We start from the raw sequence: 26,083 nt of genomic DNA, 5'->3' as shown, positions 1-26,083 counted from the left end.
CATAAGTAATTATTCGTGAGTCAGATCCGAATCGTTGGTAAGACCTACACAAGAGGATATTGATATACTCACCACCTCAGGACCTTTCGCCGAGAAGCTTGAGGAGGCAAAGAAGATAGTTAAAGAAGTCCTCGAGATCGAACATGACGCTCGAGAGATGGTCTTTGAAATAAAAAGATCAAGCAATAGAGGCCACAAGAAGAAACTAATGCCCTATCTCTATGGATACAGTTACTACAGAAAAGCCGCAGTAAAGGAGTTTAGAGATAAATTCCCCGTAAAAGATAGGGCATCGCCGTTTTACAGTTGTTTTCTCGTAGTTTTTGGCGATCTGTGCCTAGTGTGTGGCATCCAGAAGACAGCCATCGGGGAAACAGACGTAAAACTCAACATCTACGGCTCAGCTAAGCTTAACGGCAATATTCAAACCTAAATTTAGCCCGCGTCTGTTTCCAGGCGCGGGTATTAGTTTGAATATTACTCAAATACTGAAAGCAGTTCTATTTCAAAAATCAAAACCGATCCACCGGGGATAGGTCCGTAGTCTTCGAAGCCGTAAGCGAGCTGGGGAGGAATTGTTAATCTGCGTACACCACCTACCTTCATTCCTTCTATTCCTCTTTCCCAGCCGTCTATAACCTGACCTTCACCTAGAGTAAACTGAAAAGCGCTCCTCCCTGGTCGACGAGAAGAATCGAAAACCTCTCCATTTTCAAACCTTCCCGTGTAATGCACGCTTATAACAGCACCAACTTTTGCTTCTGGTCCGGTTCCTTCAACTATATCTTCTACTATAAACTCTTGTTGCGATCGTTTAATATCCAAAAGATCATGTTCACTTTCATTGCTCCTTTCAAAAGAACCCCCTAGGATATTTTCCCTCTGCTCTTCTGCGCGCTCTAAGTTACTCTCGATATGTCCTCCAGAACTGAAATAAAGAACTAACCCGGGTAAAACTACAGCCAAAGTGATCAATAATATAAAATAAAGAGCCATTTTCATAAGGTCTATGTTACTCTTTATACTATGAAAGACTCTAATTTTCCAGTGAGGATAAACAAATATTTAAAAGACAAAGGCATAGCGTCACGTCGCAAAGCTGATGATCTGATTCTTAATGGCGAAGTTACCATTAACGACGAAGCAGCCCAAATCGGACAAAAAGTATTTTTGGGAGACGAAGTAGCCGTTAGCGATAGAGCTCTGGAAGAATCCCAGAACAAAATTTACCTACTCGTGAACAAACCGGTTGGCATAGTAAGTCATAATCCACTGCCGGGACAAAAAGAAGTTTTGGATCTTTTGCCGCAAAATATGCGCGGCAAAGGGCTAGCCGTACTGGGTCGTCTAGACCGAGCATCAAGAGGCCTTATGTTGCTATCAAACGACGGCACGATTGTGGACAAATTACTTAATCCCAGATCCAAGCACGAAAAGGAATACATAGTAGAAGTAGACAAGCCATTGAGACACTTTTTCCTAAAACGTATGAGAGAGGGGATTCATCTCTCCGGCGGCATCACATCAAAACAAGCCGAGGTTGAAAAGATCAATGATACAACGTTTAAAATTGTTCTCACAGAGGGCAAAAAGCATCAAATACGACGCATGGCTGACGCGTTTGGTTTCGCTGTTCGAGACCTAAAAAGAATTAGAATTGCGACCCTTACTTTAGGAAAGCTAAAGGAAGGTGATCACAAAATACTAAAGGGTAAAGAATTAGAAAAATTCAGAAACGCGCTTGAGTGATAATTCCTATGAATTTTTATTATCGCGAGAGTCAAGAGAATCCAAGATCTCCTTGTCCTCAGGCGTCAACCCTTCTTCTCTTGAGTAATGATCAACTTTTTCGTTCCGTTCTTCCGTAGTTATTTCATCCTCTTCCGGCCCGTTCATGGCAAATAAAAATTCGTTGTTATGCTCTTCTTTATTTTCTTCTTGAAGATCACCAGATCCATCCTGTCTCGACTCGTTAGTTTCTTCTGTTTCTAATTTCTCGCGCGAATAACGTTCTGAGAACAAGACCGCGACTGAGATAACCAGAAACATAGTCGCCAGCCACCCGACAGAAGTCGGCTCGTCGCCAAAAACTATAACAAGAAACGACACCACGGAATATGCTCCGTAGCCAGCGATAACGCCATAAAGAGGATTGTATCTTAATGATCTTCCTAATTTCCGAGATATAAAAGGACATAGCAAGGAAAGTGCTCCCGGAAGAAAAAATAAAAAGACCCACAAACTAGAAGTAAGCGATAAACTTCCACCCGTTACCCAAAATGGGACAGTAATTACAAACAAGAGCAGCTAGAGAAGCTGCGCTTGCCGCACCGAGAGAGGCCAAATAGTATATTGACTCATCAATTACGTCAGCCTGTGGTGATGAATTGTATACTCCATTCATTACATGTAATTTTACCATCACTTTTTTGCTTTGGCTAGGATACAACAACAAAACCCGCGGTAAACCGCGGGTTTTGTACTAATCAGACTTTAAAGTTGCGCCAGACTATGTTTTTTTATCCAACATGGTCGTGAAGCACTCCAAGGCTGAAGACCTTTTTCTTCGTAAAGATGGCGTGCGTATTCCATATTTCCTTCTAACGTATGGATGTCATAACCGAGAGATTCAGACCTTTTTAGGTGGTACCCCTCATTTATCTGCATCACTCCTACGTCTTCACTTACAGCTCTACCTCTCAGTACCTTACCGTCCGAACCGTAATGTCTGAAAGTAGACTCACATTCGGCTACATAGATCATTTCCGGAATATCCGAAAAGTAGGCATAAACCTTCATCTCGGTTTCAGGATCTACCTGTGTGGATCTATACGGAACTTGGTTCTTAACTGTAGTCTCTGTTTTTTGCACGGCCACCTTACGAACTTTTGATTTTGAATCATCAGTACTTGCAGTGCTTTCACCATCTTCGGAATCTTCTTTTTCTTCGACAGCTATTTCAGCTGTCGAACGTATGGGAACATCGTCGTCAATACTAGCTTCTAATATTCCCTGTTGAGTAGCGAGTGAAAGCGCAAGCACTGTGACGGAAACCGTTCTAACAAATGCTTTGCGTGTCATTTTGTGTTCAAGTTTAATTTTAAGGAAAGAATAAAACCCCACACTAATGTGAAGCTGACAAGCAGTATATGGCCCTCAGCAAGAAAGTCAATTAATCGCAAAGTAGTAATACTTGACAAAAATACAAAAATGTTATAGGGAGCGATAATCGCTCTGTAGAGCCATGTTTTTTACTTTTTTACTAGTATTACACGTACTAATTTATATTTTGTTTACAATTAATGGTGTGAATTAAAGTATTTGTATTTTTATGTATACTCTTATTAGGGGAATCTTTCTTCCCTGGAAAGGAGGGATTTATGAGCGCTTTAGCTTTAAAAGCACTCCTTGAAAGCTCATTGAGTGAGAGGAGGTGATCCATTATCTAATTGAGTAAATAGGAGGTGGTACACCAGCCCATCTACAGCGCAGAGCTATGCTCTGCGCTGTTTCTTTTATATTGCTTTAAAGTTTGATAAGTCTACCAACTACCTCCTCCGCCGCCGCCTGCTCCTCCACCAGCGGAACCCCCGCCAGAACTTCCGCTTGAGGAAGGTGAGGAATAACTGGAAGAAACAGCAGTATCAAATCCTGAAAAAGAGCTATAGAAAGCTCCGGCCGTGAAGCTATCTCTGTTTGCGTCAGTATACCAGTCGGGTTCTAGATATATATCCTCCAATTCACTCGCCCACTGTTTATCTACTCCTAAAGCTATCGCGTACGGCAGAAATTTCTCAAAAAGTTTTGGGTTATTTCTTGGGTTAAAGTGAAACTCTAACCGATCTTTTTCAGCAATTGATAAATATTCTTTGAGTCCGAGAGTATGTTCTCGCACGGATACACCCTTTTTTGTCTTTTGCACCATTGCGTTCGCGAAAAAGATAACAAAAGCTATCATAAAGATAAGAATGAAGAATATTGATAGAGATAAGGCAATCCCGACAGAACCATTTAGGTCTAGAAGACCAAAAACAAAAGGAAGAAAGAACATTGCCAAAAAAGGCAGGATAAATAACAAATTATACTTTTTACGTACCTCGTTGGGATTTTGAGTGAAATACCCCACCTCGGTCATACTCCTTTCTAGTTCTTTCTTTATTGATTTTAGATCAACATAGAACTTATTCTTGAGATCTTTAATTGGTGTAATTTCAAGCGAAGATTCTATTTTACTTTTTATCTTTCCTCGATCTCCCCTTATTTCGCTACTTTCCGAGACCTTTTCCAATAGACTTTCTTTTTCTTCCCCAGAAAGTGTATATTTAGATGAAAATAGTGAAGATAAGATCTGTTGCTGGTGAGTCTTCAGACCTTCGTCTTCTTCTTTCATTTTTAGTAAGTAAAAGTTTACATTTTTAAAGAATAAAATCTTCTTGGGAATTGAAAGTATATGTAAATACCCTTGCTCTGCCAGATATACGATTTCGGCGGTAATGTCATGAGAATTTATCTTTTCATCGACCATAAGCCCAAGTTCAGCAGGAGAAAGGTCTTCAGGTACATCATATTGCCTGACAATAGTACCCCTTCCTTCCGGATCACGACCATACTTTCGCCAATGCGCTATCGCCCACCAAAAGAAAGCTATCAGCGCCGTAAAGAGACCGCCGATCATCAAAAATAGAGATGCGGTTGATATGCCCGCCAGCTCTTTTTCGGTCTCCGGTACAACTCCTTTAGGGAAACCAAGCGCCCCAGTCAAACCTTCTAGAGGAGCAAGGTTTGTAGCGCTAAATTGGACTCCGCTGACAGTTTCGTTCTCTGAGTTAGAGATCAAAGTAATATCGTCGCATTGTGTTTCAGCGCCCACTACACCCTGGTAGCAATCATACTGAATATCGTCTTCCGGTAATTCTTCAGGAAGTCTGATCGTAAAACTAGCTCTCTCGATCGGTACGTCCCACTCACTGCCTGTAGCATTCCAATAGATCTCATCAAATTCCTCATAAAACGAAACGGCATTTTCCGCTGTATAGGAAATTTTGTAAGTATGAAGCCCAGAGGAGATCGTCTCATTTGGATCTCCTATACGAAGTACATAACGTGAATTAGAATCTTCTCTTTTTATTTTATTTGGAGCTGTATCGCTATTAACCGAAAATTCAGGAATAATAAGCTTGTACTTCTCACCGTTCTCTTCATAGGTTTTAGGAATTTCTCGATAAATACCATGGCGGTCGTCTGAGACAAATCTGTAACGTATCGTTTCTTCTACTTCAAGCACTCCATCTTCACGAATTTCGAGCACTGTATTAAATTCCTCAATTGTTTCATTAGATTGAGCCTGTAAAAATGCAGGAAATGACAAAAGGGCCAACAATCCTATAATCCCTAGTACCTGTTTGATCTTATCCATATTTATAGATCGTTAGGCGCTCTCTCTAGGGTGACTTCTACGGCAATCTCTTCCTCTCCGCGTACTACTTTTAGAGTTACCGTTTCACCCACCTCTGATTCTCGGATTAGCCGAGCAAAAGAAACCTCGCTATTTATTTCTGTGTCGTTATATTCAACGATTATGTCCCCTTCTCGAAGGCCGGCAACGTCGGCTGGAGTTCCGGGCATCACCGCCGGAGATCCAATTCCTCCCGAAACGATGATCACTCCGTGCGATACCGGAAGGTCTTCTCTTGAGGCAGTTTGTTCGTCTACAGGCGCGTAGCGAACGCCTAGGAAAGGCCTAATGATCTCTCCATGTTCTTTAACAGAATCTACTATTGGCGAAACAACATCCGATGGTACGGCAAAACCAATATTTTCAGAACCCCGAGCCATTGCTACGTTGACCCCGATCACATTTCCTTTCAGGTCCAAAAGAGGGCCTCCGGAATTACCGGGATTAATACTGGCGTCCGTTTGTATAACATTTTCAAGTAATTCTGAGCGACCGGTTTGACTACCGGCGACAATGGAACGCGAAAGACCGGAAACTATCCCTGAAGTTATACTGTTAGAAAATTCAGACAGAGCGTTACCTATAGCTATAACGGATTGACCAAGCTCCAAATTCTCTGAGCTACCGAACTCCAGATAAGGAGCGTCGCTTATCTCTACGTCAAGCACTGCTACATCATAGACCGAATCAGTTGCCACTACACTGGCCTCAAGTTTCTCGCCTTCATTTGTAACCACACTATAATTTAGTGAGTCATTTTCTACCACATGGCGGTTAGTAATTACCATGCCGTCAGGAGAAACAAAAAACCCTGAACCCCCACCTATTTCTTGTTCTCCTGGATCATTTTCAGGCAACTCTAAATGCGGGGCAAAAAATTCAAAGAACCGCCTTTCTTCTTCACTGATCTCGGGCAGATCTCTTGTGGCAACAATTGATACAACCGCAGGGTTGGCTTTTGAGACAGCTCTGACAACAGCTTCTTCCTGTGCGACCTGATGACCCTCTTCCTTATGTACATCAGTGGTTCTTTTCTCGTACAGATCTTCTATCGATGTGTCAAAAATGAGACTAAGCGAGATCATTACCACGATCAAAAAGAACGCATTAAATAATACGGTTGTGATTATTATTTGCTTATTCTTCTTTAAAAAGTTTCTCAGATCATTAGGCATATAACTTCTTGGAATTTACTACGACTATTATAACAAAACTGCACTTGATCTTCATTTCAGTTCAAATGAAAACTGCTGTCCCTGGAGCACGTTAAAGTTTTTCACGTAAGCAAAGAGAAAAGTTGTCACTGGAGGCACAGTCATTTGCTTTCTCTTTAATGCTGAATTGCTCTCTCGTCTCTTCAAACGGGAGATCTGTATCGATAAGACCTAGGTCGTAGGCCAACCTATCGGATAATCCAGGCAAATACTGGGCTTTGTGCCACCATTTGATTTTGTTGGGAGAGGTCTCGTTAATGTGCCTGACCAATGTGGTTGTACAAGAACTTGTAATAGTATTATAAAAAGCTGGCTCACTTTCCAATTCGTCGGCTCTATTTGCTATGCGTAAAAATAAGTTTCTAACATTTTCTCTATTTGTATCTATCGGATACATATAAACCTCATGGTCTAAATGATCGGTCCGACGAAGGACCAGGTCGCGCTCACTTGCAAACAGATAATGCAGTTCATACTCTCGAAATAATCCGCGCAAGGCGGAATATTTCTCATTCTTTTCTTTGCGAGCTTCCACTGAAAACCCGATTGACTGACCGTCCTTAAAGTCAAATACAAAAAAGGTATGCGCCGCCGCTTCCCAGTCAGAAAATGGCTCAACTAAAAACCAAACCTTCTTTAATTCCGCTAGATCAAATATTTGCGAGTAGTATTGTATATTTTCTTCTCCGTCTTCATATGTCGAGTCTCTAATATTTTTTATACCCACCTTTGTTCCTTCTCCGCCTTCATAGATCTCCACCTGAGCCAGTTTAGCCAAATCGGGCGTCCATTCTCTGTCATTAGTAGGTTCTTTAAAGAAAACGAAGAGAGCAAACATCGCTATGGCAAAAAGAAGAATTTTACTTAGAAGTCTTAGCATTACCTGCATTATAGCTTAATAAAGCTAAATCAAAAAAAAATAAACCCGAAGATCAAGCGCACACCAAGATCTCGGGTTTATTTTTTTATAGAGCAAGATACATTTCTACAGATTCTTCCAGGTCGTCCGTTGCGTTACTTACTTGCTCAAGGAGTTCTTCTGCTTCTTCAACAGTGATCTCTCCCTCTTCAAGCTGTAACTCTATAACTGATAGAACAGTTGAGAGAACTTCAGCTTGAGCACTTAGCTCTGACCTTATCTCTTCTTTGTCTAACGTTGTGGTAGTGGTTATCTCAGTCCCACCGACTCCGTCAGTAAGATCGTCACTACCGCTCTGGGAATCTTCTTCACTCAGAGATCCTTCGGATCCTTGTGAAGTAGAACCTTCGGAATCTGATCCGCTTCCTGAGGTTTCATCAGAAGTTTCCCCTTCAGTAGAAGAGTCGGTACCCGTGTCAGTGTCTCCGTTTTCTTCAGAGTCACTATCACCATCGACTTCTTCGTCCTCCAAGTCATCTTCTGTATCACCCTCCGAGGCGTTTTCATCTTCCTCTTGCTCCTCTTCCGTTCGGTCTTCTTGTTGCTCTTCTTCTGTTTGCGTGGAAAGCGCGTACCAAGTACCACCAACCACCACAAGAAGCGCAATAAGAATATACAGAATTATATTTCTTTGCATGGTTCTAACTTATCCAATAAATCCGCTAGTAGTATAGCGTATTTATCTTTTTTTGTCTCTAGTTTTTAAAAACGAAGAGTAAAAGACTCGCTCCTATTTTGACCTAGGGCTGAAAGAGCTCTTCCGGCTCGATCACTACTTCACTCACTCTTTCGATAGATTCGGCGGTTTTCCTAATCTGAGAATAAAGTAGACCGACGCGGCATGAACCACCGACAGTTTGGTTTTGTGGATCTGAAAACGTCAAAGTCAGCGTACCATTATCATCAAGATCCGCAGATTCAAGCGTCAAACCTTCTAAAGGAAATTCGCTTGATAAGCCGTCTGAGACCTCACTCTCTGTAGGTCCATCTAGTAGTAAGTTTATATGCTTTTCGATTGTATATTCCGCGATTGAGCGCTCTGCAGGTACAACTGCTTCTTCGCTACACAGTACGTTCCCATCTTGATCCGTATCACTTTTCTCATCGTAGAAATAGAGCGACACATCTCTTGAGTCTACAACATCTTCTTGCTCATTGATCAGTCTGCTTCTTATTTCATCAAAAACACCATCTGTGACTGCCTCAGTTACTTCCCCCTCTTCTACTGTTACTACCGTTTCGTGCTCTGTAATAACTTGAGCTGACATTTCTCCGGACGACGGTTCGCCATAACCGGCTTCACTTGCCTCAAACGTAAATTCAAAACGAAAAGCGCTGTCGTTTACCTTTTCACTGCTATTCATTTCCAAGTTATCGCCGTTTCTTCCCGTATAAGTAGGTGATTCTTCGGTCATCCAAGTCCGAGCTGTTTGCTCATATTCACTTTCGAGACCATCTTCATCTCCTCCGACTACCATCCAAATTCCAAGAAGAACGAGAATGACAGCTATTATTCCAATTAGTTGTTTCATAAATATTTATTTAATTATAATTTTCGCCAAATCCCATTTAGCACCTAAATAGACGGCTGTACGTTCTAATATCTTACCACCAAACCTTTAAATAAAATACTTCTATGTACCCTTTTTCACGGGATTGCAGTCTTTACAAATACCCAACTCTTCCAATTTATCAAGGTATTTTATAACAGTTAGAACAAATTCAGCGTGACTCCAGGTCAATGGAGTAGCCGAGAGAGGCTTACCGGTGTGTGGATGAAGTTGTTCAGGCAAAACACCGGTTGAAAGAGAATACTTGACACACCAATCTAAATCTCTCTTAACGATTTCTAAGTCAGATTTTGTTTTAGCAGTATCTATCTTACATTGCGTCATCCAAAGCGTAGAGATTATCCATGGGTTGCCCGGAGTAGAATTGTCGATTCTGTAGTAACCGTCATTTTCATAACGAGCTAATCCCGACACTTCAGTTTTAACACTTAGATCCTGCTCAGTCTTTTTAAGAGAATTTTTTACTCTGGGATCTTCTGCATCTAATACTCCGAAGCTTATAACTCCATACACACTAGATACATCGATTGTCTTATCTTTTTCTTTAACACCGTTCTCATCAAGCGTCACCATTTTGACAAATGCTCCCAAATCTTCATCGTAGAGATGTTCTTCTAGCGCTTGTTTAACTTCAGTAGCTATATTCTTATATTGAGTTGCGGACTTGGTCTTTCCTAGTATGCCCGCAAATTGTGCAGCCGCTCTCAGAGCACCATACACGCTTGCTGCAGTGTAGGTATGAACGCCATACCTTTCTTCCCACAGATCATAACTGGGGAGCGGCAAACCTGTGTTTTTATCGCGATACACTGACAAAAAGTTGGCCGCCTTTTTAATAAACGAATTATAGATATTTTCTATAAATTCCAGGTCTTGAGAAAATTCGTAGTGTCTCAACAATGAAATAAGAGCCAGAGCCGTTTCGTCTTCTTGAATAGGTAAAGCCGGCTTTCCGTTCTGTACTCTGGGATGCCAAGAACTACCGAGTGTACGATCAGGCGCAAATCTGTGCATTAGGTATCCTTCTTCGGACATAACTTCCGCACTGAATTCAAAAAATCGCTTGGAAGTATAATAATAACCTGATCTATCGAGAGCTAAGCTGATAAATGCTCCATCACGCATCCACGTGTAGCTATAAGTATCCTTTCCCCTCTGAAGCATACTGGCGTCCGCTGAAGCTAAGATAGAGCCTTCGTCGTCAACAGCGGCTCGCATAAAAAGAAGGGATTTTTTAAATAGTTCAGCCGCCTCCTCTGAGAGGTCATAAAAGTTATAGTCATAACGATTTACCCACGCGCGCCAGTAGTCCTTGGTTGTTCTTGTCATGTATTGTGGATTTTTTTCGAGTACATACTGGTTTAATTTATGTGCTTCAGAAAATGACTCGGCAACACACAACCAATAGTAACCACTGGCCCTTTTACCAGACTCTATATTGAAAGAAAGCGCCACTACAGAGTCGGTGTTGCCATGCTCTACATTATTTAGCGCTAACATTCCGTCTTCGGCGTCCTTAAAACTACCCTGCTTACCGTAAGTATTGAATTCACCCACTGTATACTCATGAAACTGGCCTTCTGTCGTGAAAGCATTTATTAAGACCACGCGCTGCCCTTTGTAATGAACCAATCCCCTGCTGTAAGGGTCAAAATAAGCAGTATCGGCGCGATCGGATTCAGCAAGCTGAAACTCTTGGCAAAAATATAATTTGATTTCCCTATCACGCTCACTCAGATTTTCCACCTCCACGTTGCGAATAAAAATGTTTTTCTCGTTATATACCACATCGCCAAAGGATACTTTTACTCCAGCTTTATTATTTACCGCCCTTACTTGTCCAAGCAATGCGTCTTTAGCGCAAGTAATGGAAATTTCCCACTCGTCCTCGCTCAGCCAAGACATCTCATCATCAACATATACACCGATACGATGCACGCTGTCATGAGCTATGTGATTTTCTAGTCCAACGTAAGGAAAATACAAGTCACTCACTTGACCGCAAGAATCAAGTGAAACAAGCATAGAATTGTTGCCTAGGATAAGATTTCTGGCCATCAATAGAACTAATTACTCACTAATAAGAATACTTAACTAAATACTTCTTGACCACTGATCGCGCCTTTCTGCGAGTATTCGCACTTTGTAGGTCTTTAGCACAGGATTTGTCTTTAACAACATCTCGCACCCAATTGGCGAAGTGATTGCTCTCATCTCCGGCGTGAAAAGAAAACTCTTCATCACTCATTGTCGCAAGTTCATTATACAGATCCAATAGCGAATACAGCACAGCTCCATTGACAGCAAAAAAAGCAGTTTCAGGAGGGGCTATCACTAAACGCTTTTTGCGAGTTCGAGAGCTAGAGGACTTTTTTGCCGGGGCTTTCCTTACGGGTACTTTACGAGTTGTCTTTTTAGAAGCACCGGTATTTTTCTTTTTGGTTACATTTGTTTTTTTCATAGTTTTATACTCTTAGTGTTACATCATTTAATACATTCATAAAGGTGATAAAAGCATCATAAGGTGAATCATACGGGGAGAAATATTTGTGTACATCGCCGTCAGACCACCATTTTGTACACATATAATAAAAGTGGTCTGAGGTCGTTAGTGTACGCCAATCGTTGATCAACTTCTTATCCTTTGAAGCTTTTACTTTATCTTCTATCTCATAAAGTGACTTAATAGCGTCCTTCTGCATATCGTTGTGAAGCCAAGCCGAGAGATCTCGCTCTACGTCAGCCCAAGAAATATAATGGGGGATATCGATCTCATCACGTCTTTCATATCGATCTATTGCCTCCGTAGGTGTAACGAAATCATTGTCGGGATTTTTATACACTGCCGTCGGCAAGGCGCGGAGAAAGTCGAATATTCCGGTATCCTCCCACTGGTGCTCACCGAACGTTTCGTAGTCCATAAAAAGATTCACTATCTCGCCGGAGCCATTTACGGAGCTTATCCAATTTGCGAATTTCTCCGCCGTCAATGGATATTCAGCCCACTCGGAAGAAGAAAAACGAAATGCAATATCATCAGAAAGACGATAGTTTTTCAATAGCAAAGAAATGTTATCGGTTCCTTGTGGACGATATACAAAATTAGGACTCCTCCAGCCCAAAATATTATCCACGCCTTCTGCCAGTACGCCGCGATATCCCATTCTTTCCGCCGCTTTGGCTAATTCATTATTATATATTAACTCTGTGTTCCTAAATACAGTCGGCTCAACACCGAACAATTCTTTCACTCTCTCTTTATGCAATTGCGTCTGTTCTTCAAATTCTCTCTGTGAGTATAGAAACGCAAGAGAGTGATAGTAAGTCTCTGACAATATCTCCACTTGACCGGTATCCACAAGCTTTTTGAACGACTCCAATGTCTCCGGGCTGTATTCTTCGGCCTGATCTAAGAATATTCCGGTGATCGAAAAACTGAGTCTGAACTCTGGATGCTTCTTCAAAAGGTCTAGCATAAGGGAATTTGTGGGTAGATAACACTTGCGAGCTACTTTCTGAAAGACTTTACGATTATTTAGATCCGTATCCGATACATCGTCAAAGTATCCGCCTTTTGAGCCTATATCAAAGATCCGATATTTTTTTAACCTACGCGGCTGGTGAACCTGCATGTAAAGACAAATTGAAGTCATATTTTAATTATTTCATATTTTTAAATAACCTAGAAGTGAGCGAACGGTATATATCTTTGCATTTTTTCGCCGAGTTTGACCATGAAATATGGAAAAGTTCCTTGAATGCGTTGCGGCGCATTTCGTTGCCGAGGGATCTGTGAGAAATGACCGAAAGTATTTTATTCGCCATCTCTTCGATATCCCAGAAATCAGCCAACAGCGAATGCTTCACTACCTCTGATACTCCCGACTGCTTAGAAAGCAAAACCGGAGTACCGTTCTCTATCGCTTCTAAGGCAGTCAAACCAAACGGCTCTGAAACAGAGGGCATAACGTATAAATCAGCTGCCTTATAAGCGTAATCCAATTCATCTCCTCGAAGGAAGCCCGCGAAAAGAACATTTTTAGAGATACCCAAAGCTGCTGCCTCGCGTATCATCTGCTCTCTCATATCACCGGAACCGGCCACTACAAATAACGTATCCGGTCTGTATTCCAAAACGCGTTTGGCAGCGTTCAAAAAATACTCCGGGCCTTTTTGTAAAGTAACCCTTCCGACAAACAAAACAATTTTATTGCCTTTTTCTTTTAGAACACTTAAGGGAGTGTGAGGTCTTTCTTCTAGTTCTGTTGTCTCTTTGTTTTCATTTCTTATTACAGTACCGTTATGCACCACCCGGACTTTGCTTGGTGGTATACCATACTTCTCCACAATTATATTTTTTGTGAAATTACTTACAGCAACTACTGCATCAGCGATCTCCATTCCTTGTTTTTCAAGATTATATACGTACTGGTTAACTCCATTTCCACCGGTTCTGTCGACCTCAGTCGCGTGTATTTGGACCACCAACGGCTTCCCTGATATTCGCTTTGCGGCTATGCCCGCCCCAAATGACAGCCAATCGTGAGCGTGTATAACATCATATTCCTCGTATTTAGCTATTGCTTCGGCACGACGAGCATATATATTGACTTCCTCAAAAAGAGAGGCTCCGTAGAGATCTTTTTCTTCGGTTGTTAAGAGGTTGTAGCGATCGCTATACGATTGGCTGGTTAGATAAGGTGACAAAAGAGAGTCGATCGTTCTGACCTTCAGGTGTTTCAAAAAAGCATCGGCAAAAACAAAATTAGCCCCCACGTCGTCGGCAGCTTGTTTTCTGGGAAGGACAAAAGTTAGATCAACCTCGTCCTTGTGCTCGCCGAGGGCGCGCGCTAAACCCAAGCACGCCGTTCCCAACCCTCCGCTGTTATGGGGAGGAAATTCCCAACCGAACATAAGTACTTTTATTGCTCTATTGTCCATTTTGTTTAGCTAAATTCATATCCGGTTATTGACACTTAAAAACTCGGGTGGTTTTTCTCCAAACTTTTCATAAAGCTCGTGCCCCACATACAAAGCCATACCAAATAACAAATAACCCATCATCAGTCCCCAATAGCTCAATTCCGCGGACTCTACATAATCAATGAAGGTTATGGTCAGCCAAGAAGTTATTGAGATAGTACCGGCTATATTCGCAAATGTTGTCATTCGTTTCGACAACTCAATTCCTTTCTTCTTGATTGCTTTTGTCATCGCCCTTGTTATTGGACCGGAAAGGAGAATCCCATTGATTATTAATATCCCTATAACGGTTTGCATAAAGAAGAACTTCGGAGTGAACCTAAGAGCCTCCTCAAAAACCAACCATACGGAAAGAAAATCAAACCCAAGCCCAACCCATATCACGCCGGAAAGCACCGGAAACAGGGGAAAAATATGTTGTTTTAATATATTTGAAGACTGAGAAGAAAGGATCAAGAAATCCAACACGAGCACAGTGCCAACTGTAAAAATAGAGTGCACCGAATGCCCTATGTAAAACCATTGCGTCGGATCAAGTCTGCCTGTCCAAGCCGGGAGAGATATCAAGACCAAAGAAAGAACAAAGCCCGCAACGTATATATAAGGAAGAAATCTTCTGAAAAGAGCCGTTTTGGCAACACGCATCCATACAGTCACAAGGACAAAAGCTATAAAGAACGCGTAGAGAGGTAGAGTTAAGAAAACTGCTGAGCTTATCTCGCTCTTTGTCGGTACTATGACTATCCCTTCATGCGCACCCGCGGTACTAATGGAGTAAAGCTCAGAAAACGCAATTACAGCTACGGCGGCTCCCGCGCTAAACAGAGCAAATAATCTTAACGAAATCCATTCGAGAATTAACGACCCTGTCTCGTTGTGTCCGCCTTTTTTGGCTCTTACGCTTAAAAAATAGATTACGGCGCCCCAAAGCGCCGCTGCTCCAGCCAAAGCCAAACTGGCTTGTTTTATGAAAGAAACCAACTCAATGTACTCAACCGCGAGCATATTTTTTGATAGTTAAAACGGCTTCCACTAAAAAAACGGCCACCCCGAGACCGTACAGTACTTTCGCGATAACCCAAACTGCAAAGATCTCAAAGAAAAAAATAACCGGAACGCTAAGCAATATACCAACACCGGAAAGAAACAAAATTGCTTCAAAAGGACGCAATGATAGCCTGCCAGTGGACGATTTCATCGTATTAATCATACCATATAAGATATATCTCTAATTAAGAGACTCTGTGGACAGATTAGGCGGCTATTTTTGTTTTAGTTAACTTTTTCGAACTCGTATGTTCTTCCATCGTTAAGGTCAACGAGCATCATATTATCTTTAGTGATTTCAAGAATTTCATAATAAGTATGGTTACCGCCGACAGATTGTCTTAACACGGGACCGGATATATTCGGCAGTTCTTCCGGAACCACACTGGCGTCAGCAAAGATCTGATACGTCCCAGTTTCTTGGATTGCTCCACCTGAATATACAAACCTAAAAGTGCCACTGGCTTCAAAGCTCGTTATGCTTTGCTCATTTTGCGCATCCCTCCATGATCCTATTATATTTTCTTTAAGATCATTCTGGGAATTCTGAGAGACGTGATCTCGAGCTCCGCTACTTTCCTCAGACTCCGGATCTAAGCCCTCGCCTTCTACCTGTTCCCGGTTGGCAATTAGTGAATACTTATCGGTTTCCACCTGAACACCGCAAAACGTGCCCGATAGATTAAAAATAAGCACAATATACACAACAGCTAAAAATAAAAGTATGGCAAGAACTGTAATGATCAAATTTTTCTTCATAAAACTATGATTCTACGCAAAGCCAATCATTATTGTCATCCCAGTTCAAGGCGCCGTTTTCTCCGCCATTGTCGCCTCCAAATGTGTCAAAATTTTCCGGTTTAAACAAAAGCACATATCCGGTCGTTTGTCCCGAGGGCATATTACCACTACATGTGTAATTTTTTCTGTACAAATAACAGTGATTGGACTCATTTATAGGATCTCGCGGGAGACTTGAGATAAGCCCTTGGTTTACCAAATTTATAAGTCCCGAGTCTGGAAATGCTATCGAATCACCGGAATAACAAGAAGGATCACCTGAATCACCACTTACAGCATATGTTTTGCTGGAACCAACATCGGGATACTCTCCGTTTCTATCAAAATAGCGCTCAAGTGATGTCTGCATCTTTTTAACATCAGTGATCCTTTCCGTGTCTCGGCCTTTTTCTCTCATCCCGTTTATCTGCGGAAGAATAATACCACTAAGGAGGCCAATGATAACTATGACCCCTAAAAGTTCAACCAGAGTAAATCCTCTATTCATAGGTCTAATACTACACCCATTCACTAATATTTAGAAAGCGTTAACTGTGGAAACAATATTCTTTTGCTAAAAGATCTATATTGTTTCCAAATCAAGAGTCTTTGTCTCTCCTATTTCATTCACAAAACTGTCGTTGTGAGAAACCAAGATAACTACTCCCTTAAAATCTTTAACCGCTTTGGCAATTATTGGCAAATGGCGGAAATTTATATGATTCGTGGGCTCGTCCAAGACTATAAGAGCGGGCTCCTCAAGGACCAACCTTGCGAGCGAAACCAATCCCTTCTGACCTTCAGAGAGTGTGTGTATTTCCTTAAAAATAAGATCCGAGCCGATGAGGAATTTTGCCGCCGTGGCACGAATTTTCTCTTCATTGTTTTCAATTGCTGATCTTTTCAGCACTTCAAAAACGGTTGCGTCATGATCAAGGCGAGAAAAATCTTGCGAGTAGTATCCAATTTTAACTTCAGGACCTATCTCAGAAAACCGCGTTGGAGTTTCAATGAACTTTTCGAGAAATGTTGTCTTTCCTATACCGTTTGGTCCTTTTAGTAACAAAATGTCACCTTTGTGCAGCTCAAGACGCTTTTTCTTTTCCTTTTCTTCACCGCCCTTCATAAGGGAAATCGTGTGAAAGAGCACAACTGTGTCCGGAACATTTTCCTGTAATGGTATTTGAAAATTGGGTATCACTTTATCCTCTTTCCTGATCTCAACCTTGGATTCTTGCATCTCGCTTGCTTCTACGCGCATCTTTTTTGCGCGAGCTCGCATTTGCCCTCCTTTGCTGGCAAAAAAGTTGGCCTTGTCTTTCTTTTCCTGTATACCCTTTTTAAGTTGTGCGTTTTTTCTCTCTTCTGCCGCGATCCGCGAAGATATTTCTTTCACTACATCGTTATAGTTTCCAACATATTGCTCTACCTTATGAGTATGCACATCCAAATAGAGCACGCCGTTAGTAAAGTAGTTGAGAAACTCAGCGTCGTGAGAAATGACCACACATGTTCCTTGGTAATTTTTTAGAAAATCTCTCAGGTGCTCTATTCCTTTCTTGTCGAGATTGTTCGTCGGTTCATCAAGAAGTATAATATCCGGTTTCTGTATCAGAGCAAAAGCTAAGAGCAAACGCGCTTTCTGACCACCGGAAAATTTCCTAAGCGTTTTATCCTTATCAGCTTCGAGATTAACTATTTCAAGAACTTCGTCTATGCGCGGATCTATATCATACACAACCTCCTCAAAAGCATCCTGAAAATAATCACGAACTGTTTTATCGAGATCTTTCGTGTCTATCACTTGCTTCGCGACAGCAATTGAGGGATTTCGGTCGTTGGTTATCTTTCCTTCATGAGGTTTAAATTCACCGGTAAATAACTTGAAAAGAGTACTCTTTCCGGCGCCATTCTGTCCCATCAAAGCGATCTTAGAGCCGCGACGGATAGTAAAACTAACCTCATCCAATATCGGCTTTGTATAACCAAAATCGAAATCTACTTCGTCAAAACGAATAATTGTATTTCCAGACATAGAGGAGATTCTAACAGTTTTTAAAGTTGTGTGTAGTTGTCACTGTCATTATCAGTTTGTTTTTGACCCTTACTTCTCATTCCGTATGTTACTACCCTATAGACATACCACCCTATAAGACCAAATAAAATCATTTTAGAAACCGGATCAAGCCATTCCTCCACCAAAACATACTGCGCGTCTAGAACTAGACCCAAAATTGTAAGAATGGAAACCCAGACGAGAGAACCTATCGTTGTAAGCAAAAGAAACGTATACACCGGCATACGCGCGACTCCCGCCGGAACCGAAATTATTGTGCGAATACCCGGCAGTAATCTGCCCAATAGAACAGCTAACCATCCCTTTCGATCAAACCACCATTGCGCGTCGTCGATCTCTTTTTGAGTGAGCGTAAGCCAGCGCTCAAATTTTAGAGCAAAAGCCCTCACTCGCCTTTCACCAAACCAACGAGCCGCGATGTACCACAAAAAAGTCCCTAGAACGGACCCAAGAGTTCCCGCAATAACAACACCAATAACCGACATCTCGCCTCGCGCGGCAACAAAACCAGCAAAGGGCATTATCAACTCAGAAGGTATCGGAGGGAAGATGTTCTCAACCAGCATCAAAAGAGCTATGCCCAGATAGCTCCCCTCAGATATGGTCTCTGTTATAAAATCAACCATTTAGGATATTGTACCGCACTCACCAATAACTGCTTAATCGACTATTGTCGAATAAGCTTACTCAACAAACGTTAGAGCTTTTCCTTTCTTGTCTGCTCGGCCGGTTCTACCGATCCGATGAATATAATCTTCATCTGTGGCCGGCAAGTCAAAGTTTATAACGTGACTTATATTCGAAATATCCAGACCACGCGCCGCTACGTCAGTGGCTATCAAGACCTGAAGTTGATTTTCCTTAAACAAACCGAGCGCTCTTTGTCTTTGAAATTGACTTTTGTCTCCGTGAATACTGCCGGCCTTTATTCCCTTTTTCAACAGGGCGTTTGAAAGATTTTCCACTCCTCGCTTGGTCCTACCAAAAACGAGCACCTTTTCAAAACCAGGTTCATTCAAAAGTTCACAAAGTACGTTGACCTTTCCAACCTTTTGATCGATTTTTATGACATCCTGCTCCACGTTTTTTGCTGTTTCACCAGTTTTTACAGAAACTCTCACCGGCTTGTTCAAAAACTCATCAACCAATGATTCTATTTCTTTTGAAAAAGTAGCCGAGAAGAACATAGTATGACGCTCCGTTGGCATATGATTTAGAATAAATCTCATGTCTTCTATGAATCCCATATCAAGCATCCTATCTGCTTCGTCTAGAACAACAGAGTTATATTTTGAGACGTCAAGGATATCTTGATCCATCAGGTCTTCGATCCGTCCTGGAGTCCCGATAACGAACTTCGTGTAAGGTCGCTCGATCGCCCTTATCTGTCTTTCAATAGGAGCTCCGCCGACACAACATACCCCGAACACACTGGTCTTTTTAGTAAGTTCAATAAGTTCATCGTGAATTTGAATAGCCAGCTCGCGAGTAGGTGTAATGATCAGAATATTTTCGCTTGGATCCTTTAGAACCTTATCGATCAGAGGTATCAGGAAAGCAGCGGTTTTGCCGGTACCGGTATTTGCTATACCAACTACATCAAGGCCATCAAGAAGATGGGGAATGATCTTGTCTTGAATCGGAGTCGGGGTCTCGAAGCCCTTGTCTATTATATTTTTCTTAATTCGCTCATCTACCTCAAAATCATTAAATGAAGAATGCTCAGGTATCTCTTCCTGTTTTTCTTCTACGACTTCAGGTTTATTTATAAACTTATTTACGTCCATCTTTTGCACTTTCTTTCTCTGCTGGTGTGATCTAGAAGAACGTTTATTTTTGTGTTGTGACTTGTTTTTATACATATAAAACTACTACTTTTAAGAAAGTTTCCATAAACAAAATATAATGACTTTAACTAAAACCTTTACTCAATGTATTCTGAATATAAACGACTAGGTTTTGTTTTATTGAATAAAATAAATAGAATTTAATAGCTTAGCCCACAACAAAAACTAGTAGATTTTGAACTTACTCAACTAGTATGCGTTAAAATGATCGTTTGTCAACAAATATTATAGAAAACCCAATACGCTTACTCATACCTCAATGCTTCAATTGGGCTTTTCTCCGCCGCCTGTGTTGCCGGATAAATTCCAAACAAAAGACCCACTCCGGCAGAAACAAGAATACCAATTATTGCTCCCATAATAGGGAAGCTGAACGACCATCCAGATACGACAGTGCTTGCCAATATCACGGATACTCCGTAGGCAAGCAGACCTCCTATAACCACGCCGAGTATGCCACCTACTCCGGTTAAGATCACCGCCTCATAAAGGAACTGCCTGCGAATATCTTTCTTTGTGGCTCCCAGTGCTTTACGTAGACCTATTTCACGTGTTCTTTCCGTAACAGAGACCAACATAATATTCATGATTCCAACTCCACCAACTACTAATGAAATAGCCACGACTGCTGAGAGAAACGCCGTAAGGATCGCCACAATGGTTGAAACTTGATCAAGTAAAGCTTGTTGTGTTCGGACCACAAAATCTTTCTCTTCACCTGCTTCTATGTTATGAGTTTCTCGTAATGTAGCCTCCAGATCATATACCAGTTTATCGACATTTTCCGGACTATCAGCCTTGACTACTATTTCGTTAAAGTGATCCTGACCCAAAAGATAAATTTGCGCTGTTGTCCAAGGAATTACAGCCATTTCGTTAAAATTGAAAAACCCTACCTGTCCAACGTCTGGGAAAACTCCCACTATGCGAAAATTCTGATTTTTGATCTTTACATTTTCCCCTACAGCGGCATTCGGACCAAATAACTCTTCTTTGACGGTGGATCCGATCACAGCAACTCTTCTATTTGATTCAATATCGCTGTCGTTAAAAGGTATTCCTGATTCCGGATATACGTCAAAAGTATTAACAAAAAACTCCGCCGCAGCTCCAATTATCATCGGGCGATAGGTATTGCCGCCACGACTAATAGAGCCAGGAACACTTAAAACAGGCATGGAATCGACCAAATTAGGCACTCTTCGCTTGTCTCGAATCGCCTCCAGGTCCTTTTCTGTTATCGACTCTAAAAGAAAGCCGCTAAAATCATCGCCGGTGCCCGGTTGTATTACCGCCGTTTCGGCCCCCAACGAACTTATTTCTCCCACTATCAAATTCTCGGCGCCTCTACCTAAAGCCATAACGATAATAATAGCCGCCACACCGATAACTATTCCCAAGATAGTCAAAAGAGATCTTGTAGTATGAATCCAGAGTGCTGCAAATGCTGTCTCTATTGTATGTTTGATATTCATCTCTATTTCTTAAAGTTCTCTTTTGCTATACGCCGTTCACTGACAAATGAATCGCTCTCTATCTTTCCATCTTTCAGATATATGATCCTTTCGGCGTGCTCAGCCGTATATGTTTCGTGGGTTATAAGCACGATAGTATGACCCAGATCATCGTGCAGAGCTTGCAAAGTTTCCATAACCGCCCTTCCTGAGACAGAATCCAAGTTACCGGTGGGCTCATCGGCAAAGATCACATTGGGATTGTTTACTAACGCTCGAGCTATCGCCACGCGCTGTTTTTCACCTCCGGAAAGCTTGTATGTCTCATAGTCTAATCGATGTGAAAGTCCAACAATTTGCACCACTTCTTCTACACGCTCTCGCCACTCTTCTTCCGGACGCTTTGAGTACATAAGCGGCAGGCGTACATTTTCAAAGACTGTTTGCCTGGGCAATAGATTAAAAGTTTGAAAAACAAACCCCATTTCTTCGTTGCGAATATTAGCCACTTCATCTTCGGTAAATTCGTGGTAGCTCTTTTCGTTAAATCTATATTCTCCCTCGGTTAGATTTTCTAGAAAACCCAAAATATGCAAAAGGGTGGATTTCCCCGATCCCGACGGTCCCATTACTGAGACAAATTCGCCTTCTTCAATAACGAAAGAAAGGCCGTGGAGAACTTTGGTCTCGACCTCGCTGCTTTTATACGACTTTCTGAGATTGTCTACCTCGAATAGAGCCATAATGTATATTCTTCTTACTCTTCTCTCTCGATTTCTTCCACTCTCGAGCGAAGATTTTCCTCCAAAAACGTAACCACTTCCTCAGAGCCGGAAAGCCCACTTTTTATCTCGACCATCCCATCTGATCCACGCAATCCTGTTTCTACTGATAGTAATTTGATATTTTCTATACTCTTAGGACTTCCGCTCTCTATGACTCGCACAAAAGTTTCTCCATCTCTCGATATAACTGCGCGCGCTGGTACAGCAAAAACACCTTCCCGTCGTTCCGTAAATATCTCTACGTCTGCCGAAAGCCCGGGTTTAATATTTACTTCAGAATCTAAAATTTCTAATTCTACTTCAACCACTGTAACCCCCTCGACGTTTTTAGCTGTCGGCGCAACCGAGAAAACTTTTGCTGGAACCGCAACACCGTCATAAGCGTCGAAAGTAATCTCCGCTTCATCTCCAACCTCAACAAACGCAATATCTGCCTCAGGGACGTTAACAGTAATTATGTTTCTTCCTTCTGAAAAAAGCGTGGCAACCCTAGAGCCGGGGGAAACTACTTCACCAACTGAGACAGAGATATCTTCGATCACGCCACTAAACGGAGCAGTTAAGTCCGCGTCTGTTAGACTTTTTTCCGCGCGCTGTAGTGCTGCTCTCGCCTGAGCTAGAGATGCCTCACTTGAGCTCAGCTCCGCTTCAGTTGCCTTAGCGAGAGTTTTTTCTTGTTGCGCCAACGCTTCCTCTAATTGCGCCTCTGCCGTTCTTAGAGAAGCTTCTGCCTGCTCAACGGTCTTTTCTCTTGTTAAGACCGCCGAATTATAAGCATTTTTCTTTTGCTGGTAAGTATTTGATCTGGTGTTGGGTACCGGAACTGTCCATTCTATTCCAAAAGTGTATACAAAATCTTCCGGAAACTCTATATATAAACCGTCTTGCCCCAGAGGCACCGGACGAGTTGAAGAAACCGGCGCAGTTCCATTTTCTAGTCCGGAATAACGAAACGAATAACCGCTTTGTGTTCCAGACTGATAAAGTTCAATGGTATAGCTCCCCGACTCTTCGCCGGAATACGTTCCGGAAATGGTTGGCGGAGTATGTGAGTCATCCCCAGACTCTTTACCTCCACTTGTAAGGTATGCCTGAAGGTCATTAGAGAGGAAATTTTCCCTTGCTGCCTTGACTAATTGATCTTGATTTTCAAGCGTATTATCTAGGCTCTCTTCAGCATTATCTACAGCAGTTTGAGCTGAACTTACCTGCGCTCGAGTCGTCTCGGCATCTACCTCTCGCGCTCCACTTTTTGTTTCAGCTAGAGCGTCTTGTGCCGCCCTCACTTGAGCACTAGCCGACGAAACCTCACTCTTTTCTACTGAACTTTCAAAAGACATCAGGAGATCTCCAACCTCCACAGCAGAGCCTTCTCTAACTTGGATATCAAAAATACGACCGCTGGAGGCAAAGCTCAAATTGACCTCTTGGGCCGGCTCGACTACGCCGGTCTCGGTTATTACTTGCTCAACATTAGTCCTCTCTAGTCCACGAGTTTCTATACCGGTATTTTGGTTTCGGCCGGTATTCATTAGGAGAAATATAACAACACCCAAAATCAAAAGGCCGGGAATTAAATACTTTGGCTTCCTGAAAGTTTTAAGCTTTTTCATTTTCGTACTTATGCAAATGCAACCCCTTGATAATAGCAGTTTTTTATCTCTAGTACATTACCTTGCGTATTCAAATCCAAAAGTAATTTATAAAATGAGACAAGATCAATACCGCGTAAAAAGAAGCGAGAACCACTCCTTCTTTTCTCGAAATATCGTTTTTACTTCTGGAGAATAGATAAAAGAGTATGAGCCCTACCACCATAAGGACCGAGGTGAATGACAGACCATTACCCGCAAAAATAGCGAACGTACCAGTAAATAGAGCGAGAAAACTGAAAATAACAGTATTCGCCACGGCAGAACCGAGATAATTACCCAAGGCAACGTTTGCGTTGCCTTTCTTAACGGCTCTTACGGCAATTATTAATTCCGGCACGTTGGTACTAATAGACAAAAGTAATAGCCCAATAATAGAACTAGGAATACTTAAGAGCTCTGAGAAATAAACTGTCTCGTCAACCAACACGCTTCCGGCTAAGAAAATAACGATCCCTCCAAAAACGATCCTAGCAAAATCATATTTGGTAGCTTTCTCTTCCGAATGCAACTCCTCTTCCACGTCCTCTACTATCTCAGTAGCGGATTCTGGTTTTTTCTGCCACCACCATCTTCGGTGTGGCTTTTGCAGTAAAACGATCAGCATCAAATAAACCAGTAGGCCAACCACGCCTTCGATCACTTGGACCTGCCCGTCCAATATGAACAACACAGGGAGCACTACTACCAAAAGCGCTGCAGCCAATTGCTTCATACTTAACGCGTTCTCCAAGCGAATTCCGCGGCCTACTATTGCCAAGACCGGAATAATGAATAAGAGAATCACAAAAGAAGATCCGATCGTATTGCCCGCGGCTATTTGCGGAGTGCCGTTAATAACAGAGTTGATCATTATTGACAACTCCCCGATTGAAGTTAAGAATCCCAAAACAAAAAACGCAACAGTAAAACTGTTACGCTTTAGTTTCCTAGCTACCGTATTAGTGGCGTCGATTAGCAATCCGGCAAAAAACCAGAGAAAAACCGCGGACGACAAGAAAAGTACAAGATGAAATATAATTTCCATAGAATGGGCAATCTATTCAGAGCAATTGAAAATTCAGTCACTCTAAATCTTTTTATTGTCTTATTGTAGCTTATCTTTGACTCCTCTCCAAGATACGATACCTATAGCGCCTATAGCGGTAATGAAGAGTAGGAATTGAGCAACCCATCCAACGATAGGTATAAAGGTAAGCAAGAAGTAGGCGATAACACCAATAGTTATACTCTGCCACGAGATACTGCCGGTATCTTCCTTAGCGGTCCATTTTAGGATCAAACTACCGAATACAATTGCCGCTGTAAACCAACCAGCGATCAAAAATGAAACGTAAGAAAGGATCACCATAATTCCTACTGGTATTCCGATAAACGTTGCCACTAGAATAATAAACGCGACCGGAATGAGTACGAGTAGCGCGAAACCGAGCAGGGTATGCTTCCACCAAGTTTGCGATAGAGATCGTTCAACAACTCTTGAGGAAAATCTTCTGAGAACCAATCCCAAGAGAAGCGCTCCCGCGAGTAAGCTCAAAAATCTAAAAATAAGTCCAGTCGTTTTGGTGTTTATGCCAGCAAAGGCGAATTCGCCATCTCTGTAAACTTCTCTAAGATCTCCAGAACTTACTTCACCATCAATTTGAGCTTCTGAAGAGATGTTAGCTTCGGTTCCAGAGCGGTGGATCACATCTCCCGATATAACAGCACCAGAGCCGATCTCTATCTTGCCGCCTTGTATGTCAACGTCACCCCCGACAGGTCCGTTGATCACAACACTACCGCCGTCTATATATACATCTCCATTAACCTCTCCGTTAAGCGTAATATCGCCACCAAAGGCAACAACGCCGCCATTGACCGTAGAATCAGGAAGCAAAATGACCGAACCAGCCAGCGCTAAAATATCATCATCGACTGAACCGCTAACAGTTACAGAACCACCGGCCGTTTGCATACTGCCACCTATGTCTCCAGAAACATTGATCTGACCACCGAGAATTGTTAGGTCATCGAGCACTTCTCCCGCGACGAGCAGTTGACCTCCTGCCGCAACCAGAGAACCCTCAACAGCTCCGAGCATCGAGAAGTCTCCCGCGCCCACATAAAGATTCTCTGTAACGACTTCATCAGAGGATACTGAAACCCCTTCGCCGCCGCGAACCTCCAGGGCCTCTGCCGCTGTCGGTATGAAAAGCACTCCCAGTAAAACTACCAAACTTATTCGCTTAAATATCGCTTTCATCATTTACTTTTTACTATTAGATAATCTATTCAGTTACTAAATTATAATAGAATT

The 26,083-nt window shown here is 42.1% G+C and carries 26 protein-coding genes; 2 read left to right on the top strand and 24 right to left on the bottom strand.

Annotated elements, in window-relative coordinates:
• The first annotated feature begins 34 nt into the window (after positions 1-34).
• Positions 35-433 carry a hypothetical protein gene (locus tag U5L75_01770; protein MDZ7726288.1) on the top strand — a complete coding sequence of 133 codons (399 nt, stop codon included), beginning with the start codon at positions 35-37 and terminating at the stop codon, positions 431-433.
• Between the two features lie 44 nt (positions 434-477).
• Here U5L75_01770 and U5L75_01765 read toward each other — a convergent pair whose 3' ends face one another.
• Positions 478-1,002 carry an FKBP-type peptidyl-prolyl cis-trans isomerase gene (locus U5L75_01765; GenBank protein ID MDZ7726287.1) on the bottom strand — a complete coding sequence of 175 codons (525 nt, stop codon included), beginning with the start codon at positions 1,000-1,002 and terminating at the stop codon, positions 478-480.
• A 24-nt stretch (positions 1,003-1,026) separates the two neighbouring features.
• Between U5L75_01765 and U5L75_01760 the strand changes: the two genes are divergently transcribed.
• Positions 1,027-1,749: a pseudouridine synthase gene (locus U5L75_01760; GenBank protein MDZ7726286.1), complete on the top strand. Its 723-nt coding sequence runs from the start codon at positions 1,027-1,029 to the stop codon at positions 1,747-1,749.
• A 6-nt stretch (positions 1,750-1,755) separates the two neighbouring features.
• Here U5L75_01760 and U5L75_01755 read toward each other — a convergent pair whose 3' ends face one another.
• The 23 genes from U5L75_01755 to U5L75_01645 all read right to left on the bottom strand — a co-directional run bounded on the left by U5L75_01755 (position 1,756) and on the right by U5L75_01645 (position 26,032).
• Positions 1,756-2,241, bottom strand: coding sequence for a hypothetical protein (locus tag U5L75_01755; GenBank protein MDZ7726285.1), 486 nt, complete (start codon positions 2,239-2,241; stop codon positions 1,756-1,758).
• 252 nt (positions 2,242-2,493) lie between these two features.
• Complete coding sequence (locus tag U5L75_01750; protein MDZ7726284.1) at positions 2,494-3,081, bottom strand: hypothetical protein; 588 nt, start codon at positions 3,079-3,081, stop codon at positions 2,494-2,496.
• 460 nt (positions 3,082-3,541) lie between these two features.
• Positions 3,542-5,416, bottom strand: coding sequence for a DUF2207 domain-containing protein (locus tag U5L75_01745; protein MDZ7726283.1), 1,875 nt, complete (start codon positions 5,414-5,416; stop codon positions 3,542-3,544).
• A 2-nt stretch (positions 5,417-5,418) separates the two neighbouring features.
• Positions 5,419-6,630, bottom strand: coding sequence for a trypsin-like peptidase domain-containing protein (locus U5L75_01740; protein ID MDZ7726282.1), 1,212 nt, complete (start codon positions 6,628-6,630; stop codon positions 5,419-5,421).
• A gap of 91 nt (positions 6,631-6,721) precedes the next feature.
• The gene (locus U5L75_01735) at positions 6,722-7,549 is read right to left on the bottom strand and encodes a DUF4105 domain-containing protein (GenBank protein MDZ7726281.1); all 828 of its coding nucleotides are present in this window, start codon (positions 7,547-7,549) and stop codon (positions 6,722-6,724) included.
• Between the two features lie 85 nt (positions 7,550-7,634).
• Positions 7,635-8,225, bottom strand: a complete 591-nt coding sequence (locus U5L75_01730) for a hypothetical protein (protein MDZ7726280.1) — start codon at positions 8,223-8,225, stop codon at positions 7,635-7,637.
• A gap of 103 nt (positions 8,226-8,328) precedes the next feature.
• Complete coding sequence (locus tag U5L75_01725; GenBank protein ID MDZ7726279.1) at positions 8,329-9,120, bottom strand: GerMN domain-containing protein; 792 nt, start codon at positions 9,118-9,120, stop codon at positions 8,329-8,331.
• A 102-nt stretch (positions 9,121-9,222) separates the two neighbouring features.
• Positions 9,223-11,217 (bottom strand): glycoside hydrolase family 15 protein, encoded by a 1,995-nt coding sequence (locus U5L75_01720; protein ID MDZ7726278.1) that lies wholly within the window; start codon positions 11,215-11,217, stop codon positions 9,223-9,225.
• Positions 11,218-11,236: 19 nt separating this feature from the next.
• A complete protein-coding gene (locus U5L75_01715; protein MDZ7726277.1) occupies positions 11,237-11,620 on the bottom strand; it encodes a hypothetical protein in 384 nt (127 codons plus the stop codon).
• A gap of 4 nt (positions 11,621-11,624) precedes the next feature.
• Positions 11,625-12,812: a glycoside hydrolase family 57 protein gene (locus tag U5L75_01710; GenBank protein ID MDZ7726276.1), complete on the bottom strand. Its 1,188-nt coding sequence runs from the start codon at positions 12,810-12,812 to the stop codon at positions 11,625-11,627.
• 7 nt (positions 12,813-12,819) lie between these two features.
• On the bottom strand, positions 12,820-14,100 hold the full coding sequence (locus U5L75_01705; protein MDZ7726275.1) for a glycosyltransferase family 4 protein: 1,281 nt from the start codon (positions 14,098-14,100) through the stop codon (positions 12,820-12,822).
• Positions 14,101-14,115: 15 nt separating this feature from the next.
• Positions 14,116-15,147, bottom strand: a complete 1,032-nt coding sequence (locus U5L75_01700) for a hypothetical protein (GenBank protein ID MDZ7726274.1) — start codon at positions 15,145-15,147, stop codon at positions 14,116-14,118.
• Entirely contained in the window at positions 15,134-15,340 is a 207-nt protein-coding gene (locus U5L75_01695; GenBank protein ID MDZ7726273.1) for a hypothetical protein, read from the bottom strand. The genes U5L75_01700 and U5L75_01695 overlap by 14 nt, the downstream gene beginning before the upstream one ends.
• A gap of 74 nt (positions 15,341-15,414) precedes the next feature.
• Positions 15,415-15,948, bottom strand: a complete 534-nt coding sequence (locus tag U5L75_01690; GenBank protein MDZ7726272.1) for a hypothetical protein — start codon at positions 15,946-15,948, stop codon at positions 15,415-15,417.
• Between the two features lie 4 nt (positions 15,949-15,952).
• Positions 15,953-16,477, bottom strand: coding sequence for a prepilin-type N-terminal cleavage/methylation domain-containing protein (locus U5L75_01685; GenBank protein ID MDZ7726271.1), 525 nt, complete (start codon positions 16,475-16,477; stop codon positions 15,953-15,955).
• Between the two features lie 75 nt (positions 16,478-16,552).
• The gene (locus U5L75_01680) at positions 16,553-18,004 is read right to left on the bottom strand and encodes an ATP-binding cassette domain-containing protein (protein MDZ7726270.1); all 1,452 of its coding nucleotides are present in this window, start codon (positions 18,002-18,004) and stop codon (positions 16,553-16,555) included.
• Between the two features lie 20 nt (positions 18,005-18,024).
• Positions 18,025-18,672, bottom strand: a complete 648-nt coding sequence (locus U5L75_01675; GenBank protein MDZ7726269.1) for a DedA family protein — start codon at positions 18,670-18,672, stop codon at positions 18,025-18,027.
• Between the two features lie 57 nt (positions 18,673-18,729).
• Positions 18,730-19,833 carry a DEAD/DEAH box helicase gene (locus U5L75_01670; GenBank protein MDZ7726268.1) on the bottom strand — a complete coding sequence of 368 codons (1,104 nt, stop codon included), beginning with the start codon at positions 19,831-19,833 and terminating at the stop codon, positions 18,730-18,732.
• Positions 19,834-20,138: 305 nt separating this feature from the next.
• Positions 20,139-21,368, bottom strand: a complete 1,230-nt coding sequence (locus tag U5L75_01665) for an ABC transporter permease (protein ID MDZ7726267.1) — start codon at positions 21,366-21,368, stop codon at positions 20,139-20,141.
• A 2-nt stretch (positions 21,369-21,370) separates the two neighbouring features.
• Complete coding sequence (locus U5L75_01660; GenBank protein MDZ7726266.1) at positions 21,371-22,090, bottom strand: ABC transporter ATP-binding protein; 720 nt, start codon at positions 22,088-22,090, stop codon at positions 21,371-21,373.
• A gap of 14 nt (positions 22,091-22,104) precedes the next feature.
• Positions 22,105-23,745 carry an efflux RND transporter periplasmic adaptor subunit gene (locus tag U5L75_01655; protein MDZ7726265.1) on the bottom strand — a complete coding sequence of 547 codons (1,641 nt, stop codon included), beginning with the start codon at positions 23,743-23,745 and terminating at the stop codon, positions 22,105-22,107.
• Positions 23,746-23,815: 70 nt separating this feature from the next.
• Positions 23,816-24,811 carry a hypothetical protein gene (locus tag U5L75_01650; GenBank protein MDZ7726264.1) on the bottom strand — a complete coding sequence of 332 codons (996 nt, stop codon included), beginning with the start codon at positions 24,809-24,811 and terminating at the stop codon, positions 23,816-23,818.
• Between the two features lie 60 nt (positions 24,812-24,871).
• Positions 24,872-26,032 (bottom strand): polymer-forming cytoskeletal protein, encoded by a 1,161-nt coding sequence (locus U5L75_01645; GenBank protein MDZ7726263.1) that lies wholly within the window; start codon positions 26,030-26,032, stop codon positions 24,872-24,874.
• Positions 26,033-26,083: the final 51 nt, after the last annotated feature.

The sequence above is a fragment of the Candidatus Campbellbacteria bacterium genome (assembly GCA_034521025.1).
Lineage (GTDB): Bacteria > Patescibacteriota > Minisyncoccia > Phycocordibacterales > JAXHMZ01 > JAXHMZ01.
This window is presented reverse-complemented; position numbering and strand designations above follow the sequence as displayed.

Bases quoted from the DNA above. Each gene is read 5' to 3' on its own strand.
- U5L75_01660 (MDZ7726266.1), bottom strand. From the start codon at position 22,090: ATGGCTCTATTCGAGGTAGACAATCTCAGAAAGTCGTATAAAAGCAGC.
- U5L75_01670 (MDZ7726268.1), bottom strand. From the start codon at position 19,833: ATGGACGTAAATAAGTTTATAAATAAACCTGAAGTCGTAGAAGAAAAA.
- U5L75_01680 (MDZ7726270.1), bottom strand. From the start codon at position 18,004: ATGTCTGGAAATACAATTATTCGTTTTGACGAAGTAGATTTCGATTTT.
- U5L75_01760 (MDZ7726286.1), top strand. From the start codon at position 1,027: ATGAAAGACTCTAATTTTCCAGTGAGGATAAACAAATATTTAAAAGAC.
- U5L75_01695 (MDZ7726273.1), bottom strand. From the start codon at position 15,340: ATGAAATCGTCCACTGGCAGGCTATCATTGCGTCCTTTTGAAGCAATT.
- U5L75_01690 (MDZ7726272.1), bottom strand. From the start codon at position 15,948: ATGAAGAAAAATTTGATCATTACAGTTCTTGCCATACTTTTATTTTTA.
- U5L75_01715 (MDZ7726277.1), bottom strand. From the start codon at position 11,620: ATGAAAAAAACAAATGTAACCAAAAAGAAAAATACCGGTGCTTCTAAA.
- U5L75_01700 (MDZ7726274.1), bottom strand. From the start codon at position 15,147: ATGCTCGCGGTTGAGTACATTGAGTTGGTTTCTTTCATAAAACAAGCC.
- U5L75_01765 (MDZ7726287.1), bottom strand. From the start codon at position 1,002: ATGAAAATGGCTCTTTATTTTATATTATTGATCACTTTGGCTGTAGTT.
- U5L75_01655 (MDZ7726265.1), bottom strand. From the start codon at position 23,745: ATGAAAAAGCTTAAAACTTTCAGGAAGCCAAAGTATTTAATTCCCGGC.
- U5L75_01720 (MDZ7726278.1), bottom strand. From the start codon at position 11,217: ATGGCCAGAAATCTTATCCTAGGCAACAATTCTATGCTTGTTTCACTT.
- U5L75_01665 (MDZ7726267.1), bottom strand. From the start codon at position 21,368: ATGAATATCAAACATACAATAGAGACAGCATTTGCAGCACTCTGGATT.
- U5L75_01710 (MDZ7726276.1), bottom strand. From the start codon at position 12,812: ATGACTTCAATTTGTCTTTACATGCAGGTTCACCAGCCGCGTAGGTTA.
- U5L75_01740 (MDZ7726282.1), bottom strand. From the start codon at position 6,630: ATGCCTAATGATCTGAGAAACTTTTTAAAGAAGAATAAGCAAATAATA.
- U5L75_01650 (MDZ7726264.1), bottom strand. From the start codon at position 24,811: ATGGAAATTATATTTCATCTTGTACTTTTCTTGTCGTCCGCGGTTTTT.
- U5L75_01705 (MDZ7726275.1), bottom strand. From the start codon at position 14,100: ATGGACAATAGAGCAATAAAAGTACTTATGTTCGGTTGGGAATTTCCT.
- U5L75_01750 (MDZ7726284.1), bottom strand. From the start codon at position 3,081: ATGACACGCAAAGCATTTGTTAGAACGGTTTCCGTCACAGTGCTTGCG.
- U5L75_01735 (MDZ7726281.1), bottom strand. From the start codon at position 7,549: ATGCTAAGACTTCTAAGTAAAATTCTTCTTTTTGCCATAGCGATGTTT.
- U5L75_01730 (MDZ7726280.1), bottom strand. From the start codon at position 8,225: ATGCAAAGAAATATAATTCTGTATATTCTTATTGCGCTTCTTGTGGTG.
- U5L75_01725 (MDZ7726279.1), bottom strand. From the start codon at position 9,120: ATGAAACAACTAATTGGAATAATAGCTGTCATTCTCGTTCTTCTTGGA.
- U5L75_01645 (MDZ7726263.1), bottom strand. From the start codon at position 26,032: ATGATGAAAGCGATATTTAAGCGAATAAGTTTGGTAGTTTTACTGGGA.
- U5L75_01745 (MDZ7726283.1), bottom strand. From the start codon at position 5,416: ATGGATAAGATCAAACAGGTACTAGGGATTATAGGATTGTTGGCCCTT.
- U5L75_01675 (MDZ7726269.1), bottom strand. From the start codon at position 18,672: ATGGTTGATTTTATAACAGAGACCATATCTGAGGGGAGCTATCTGGGC.
- U5L75_01685 (MDZ7726271.1), bottom strand. From the start codon at position 16,477: ATGAATAGAGGATTTACTCTGGTTGAACTTTTAGGGGTCATAGTTATC.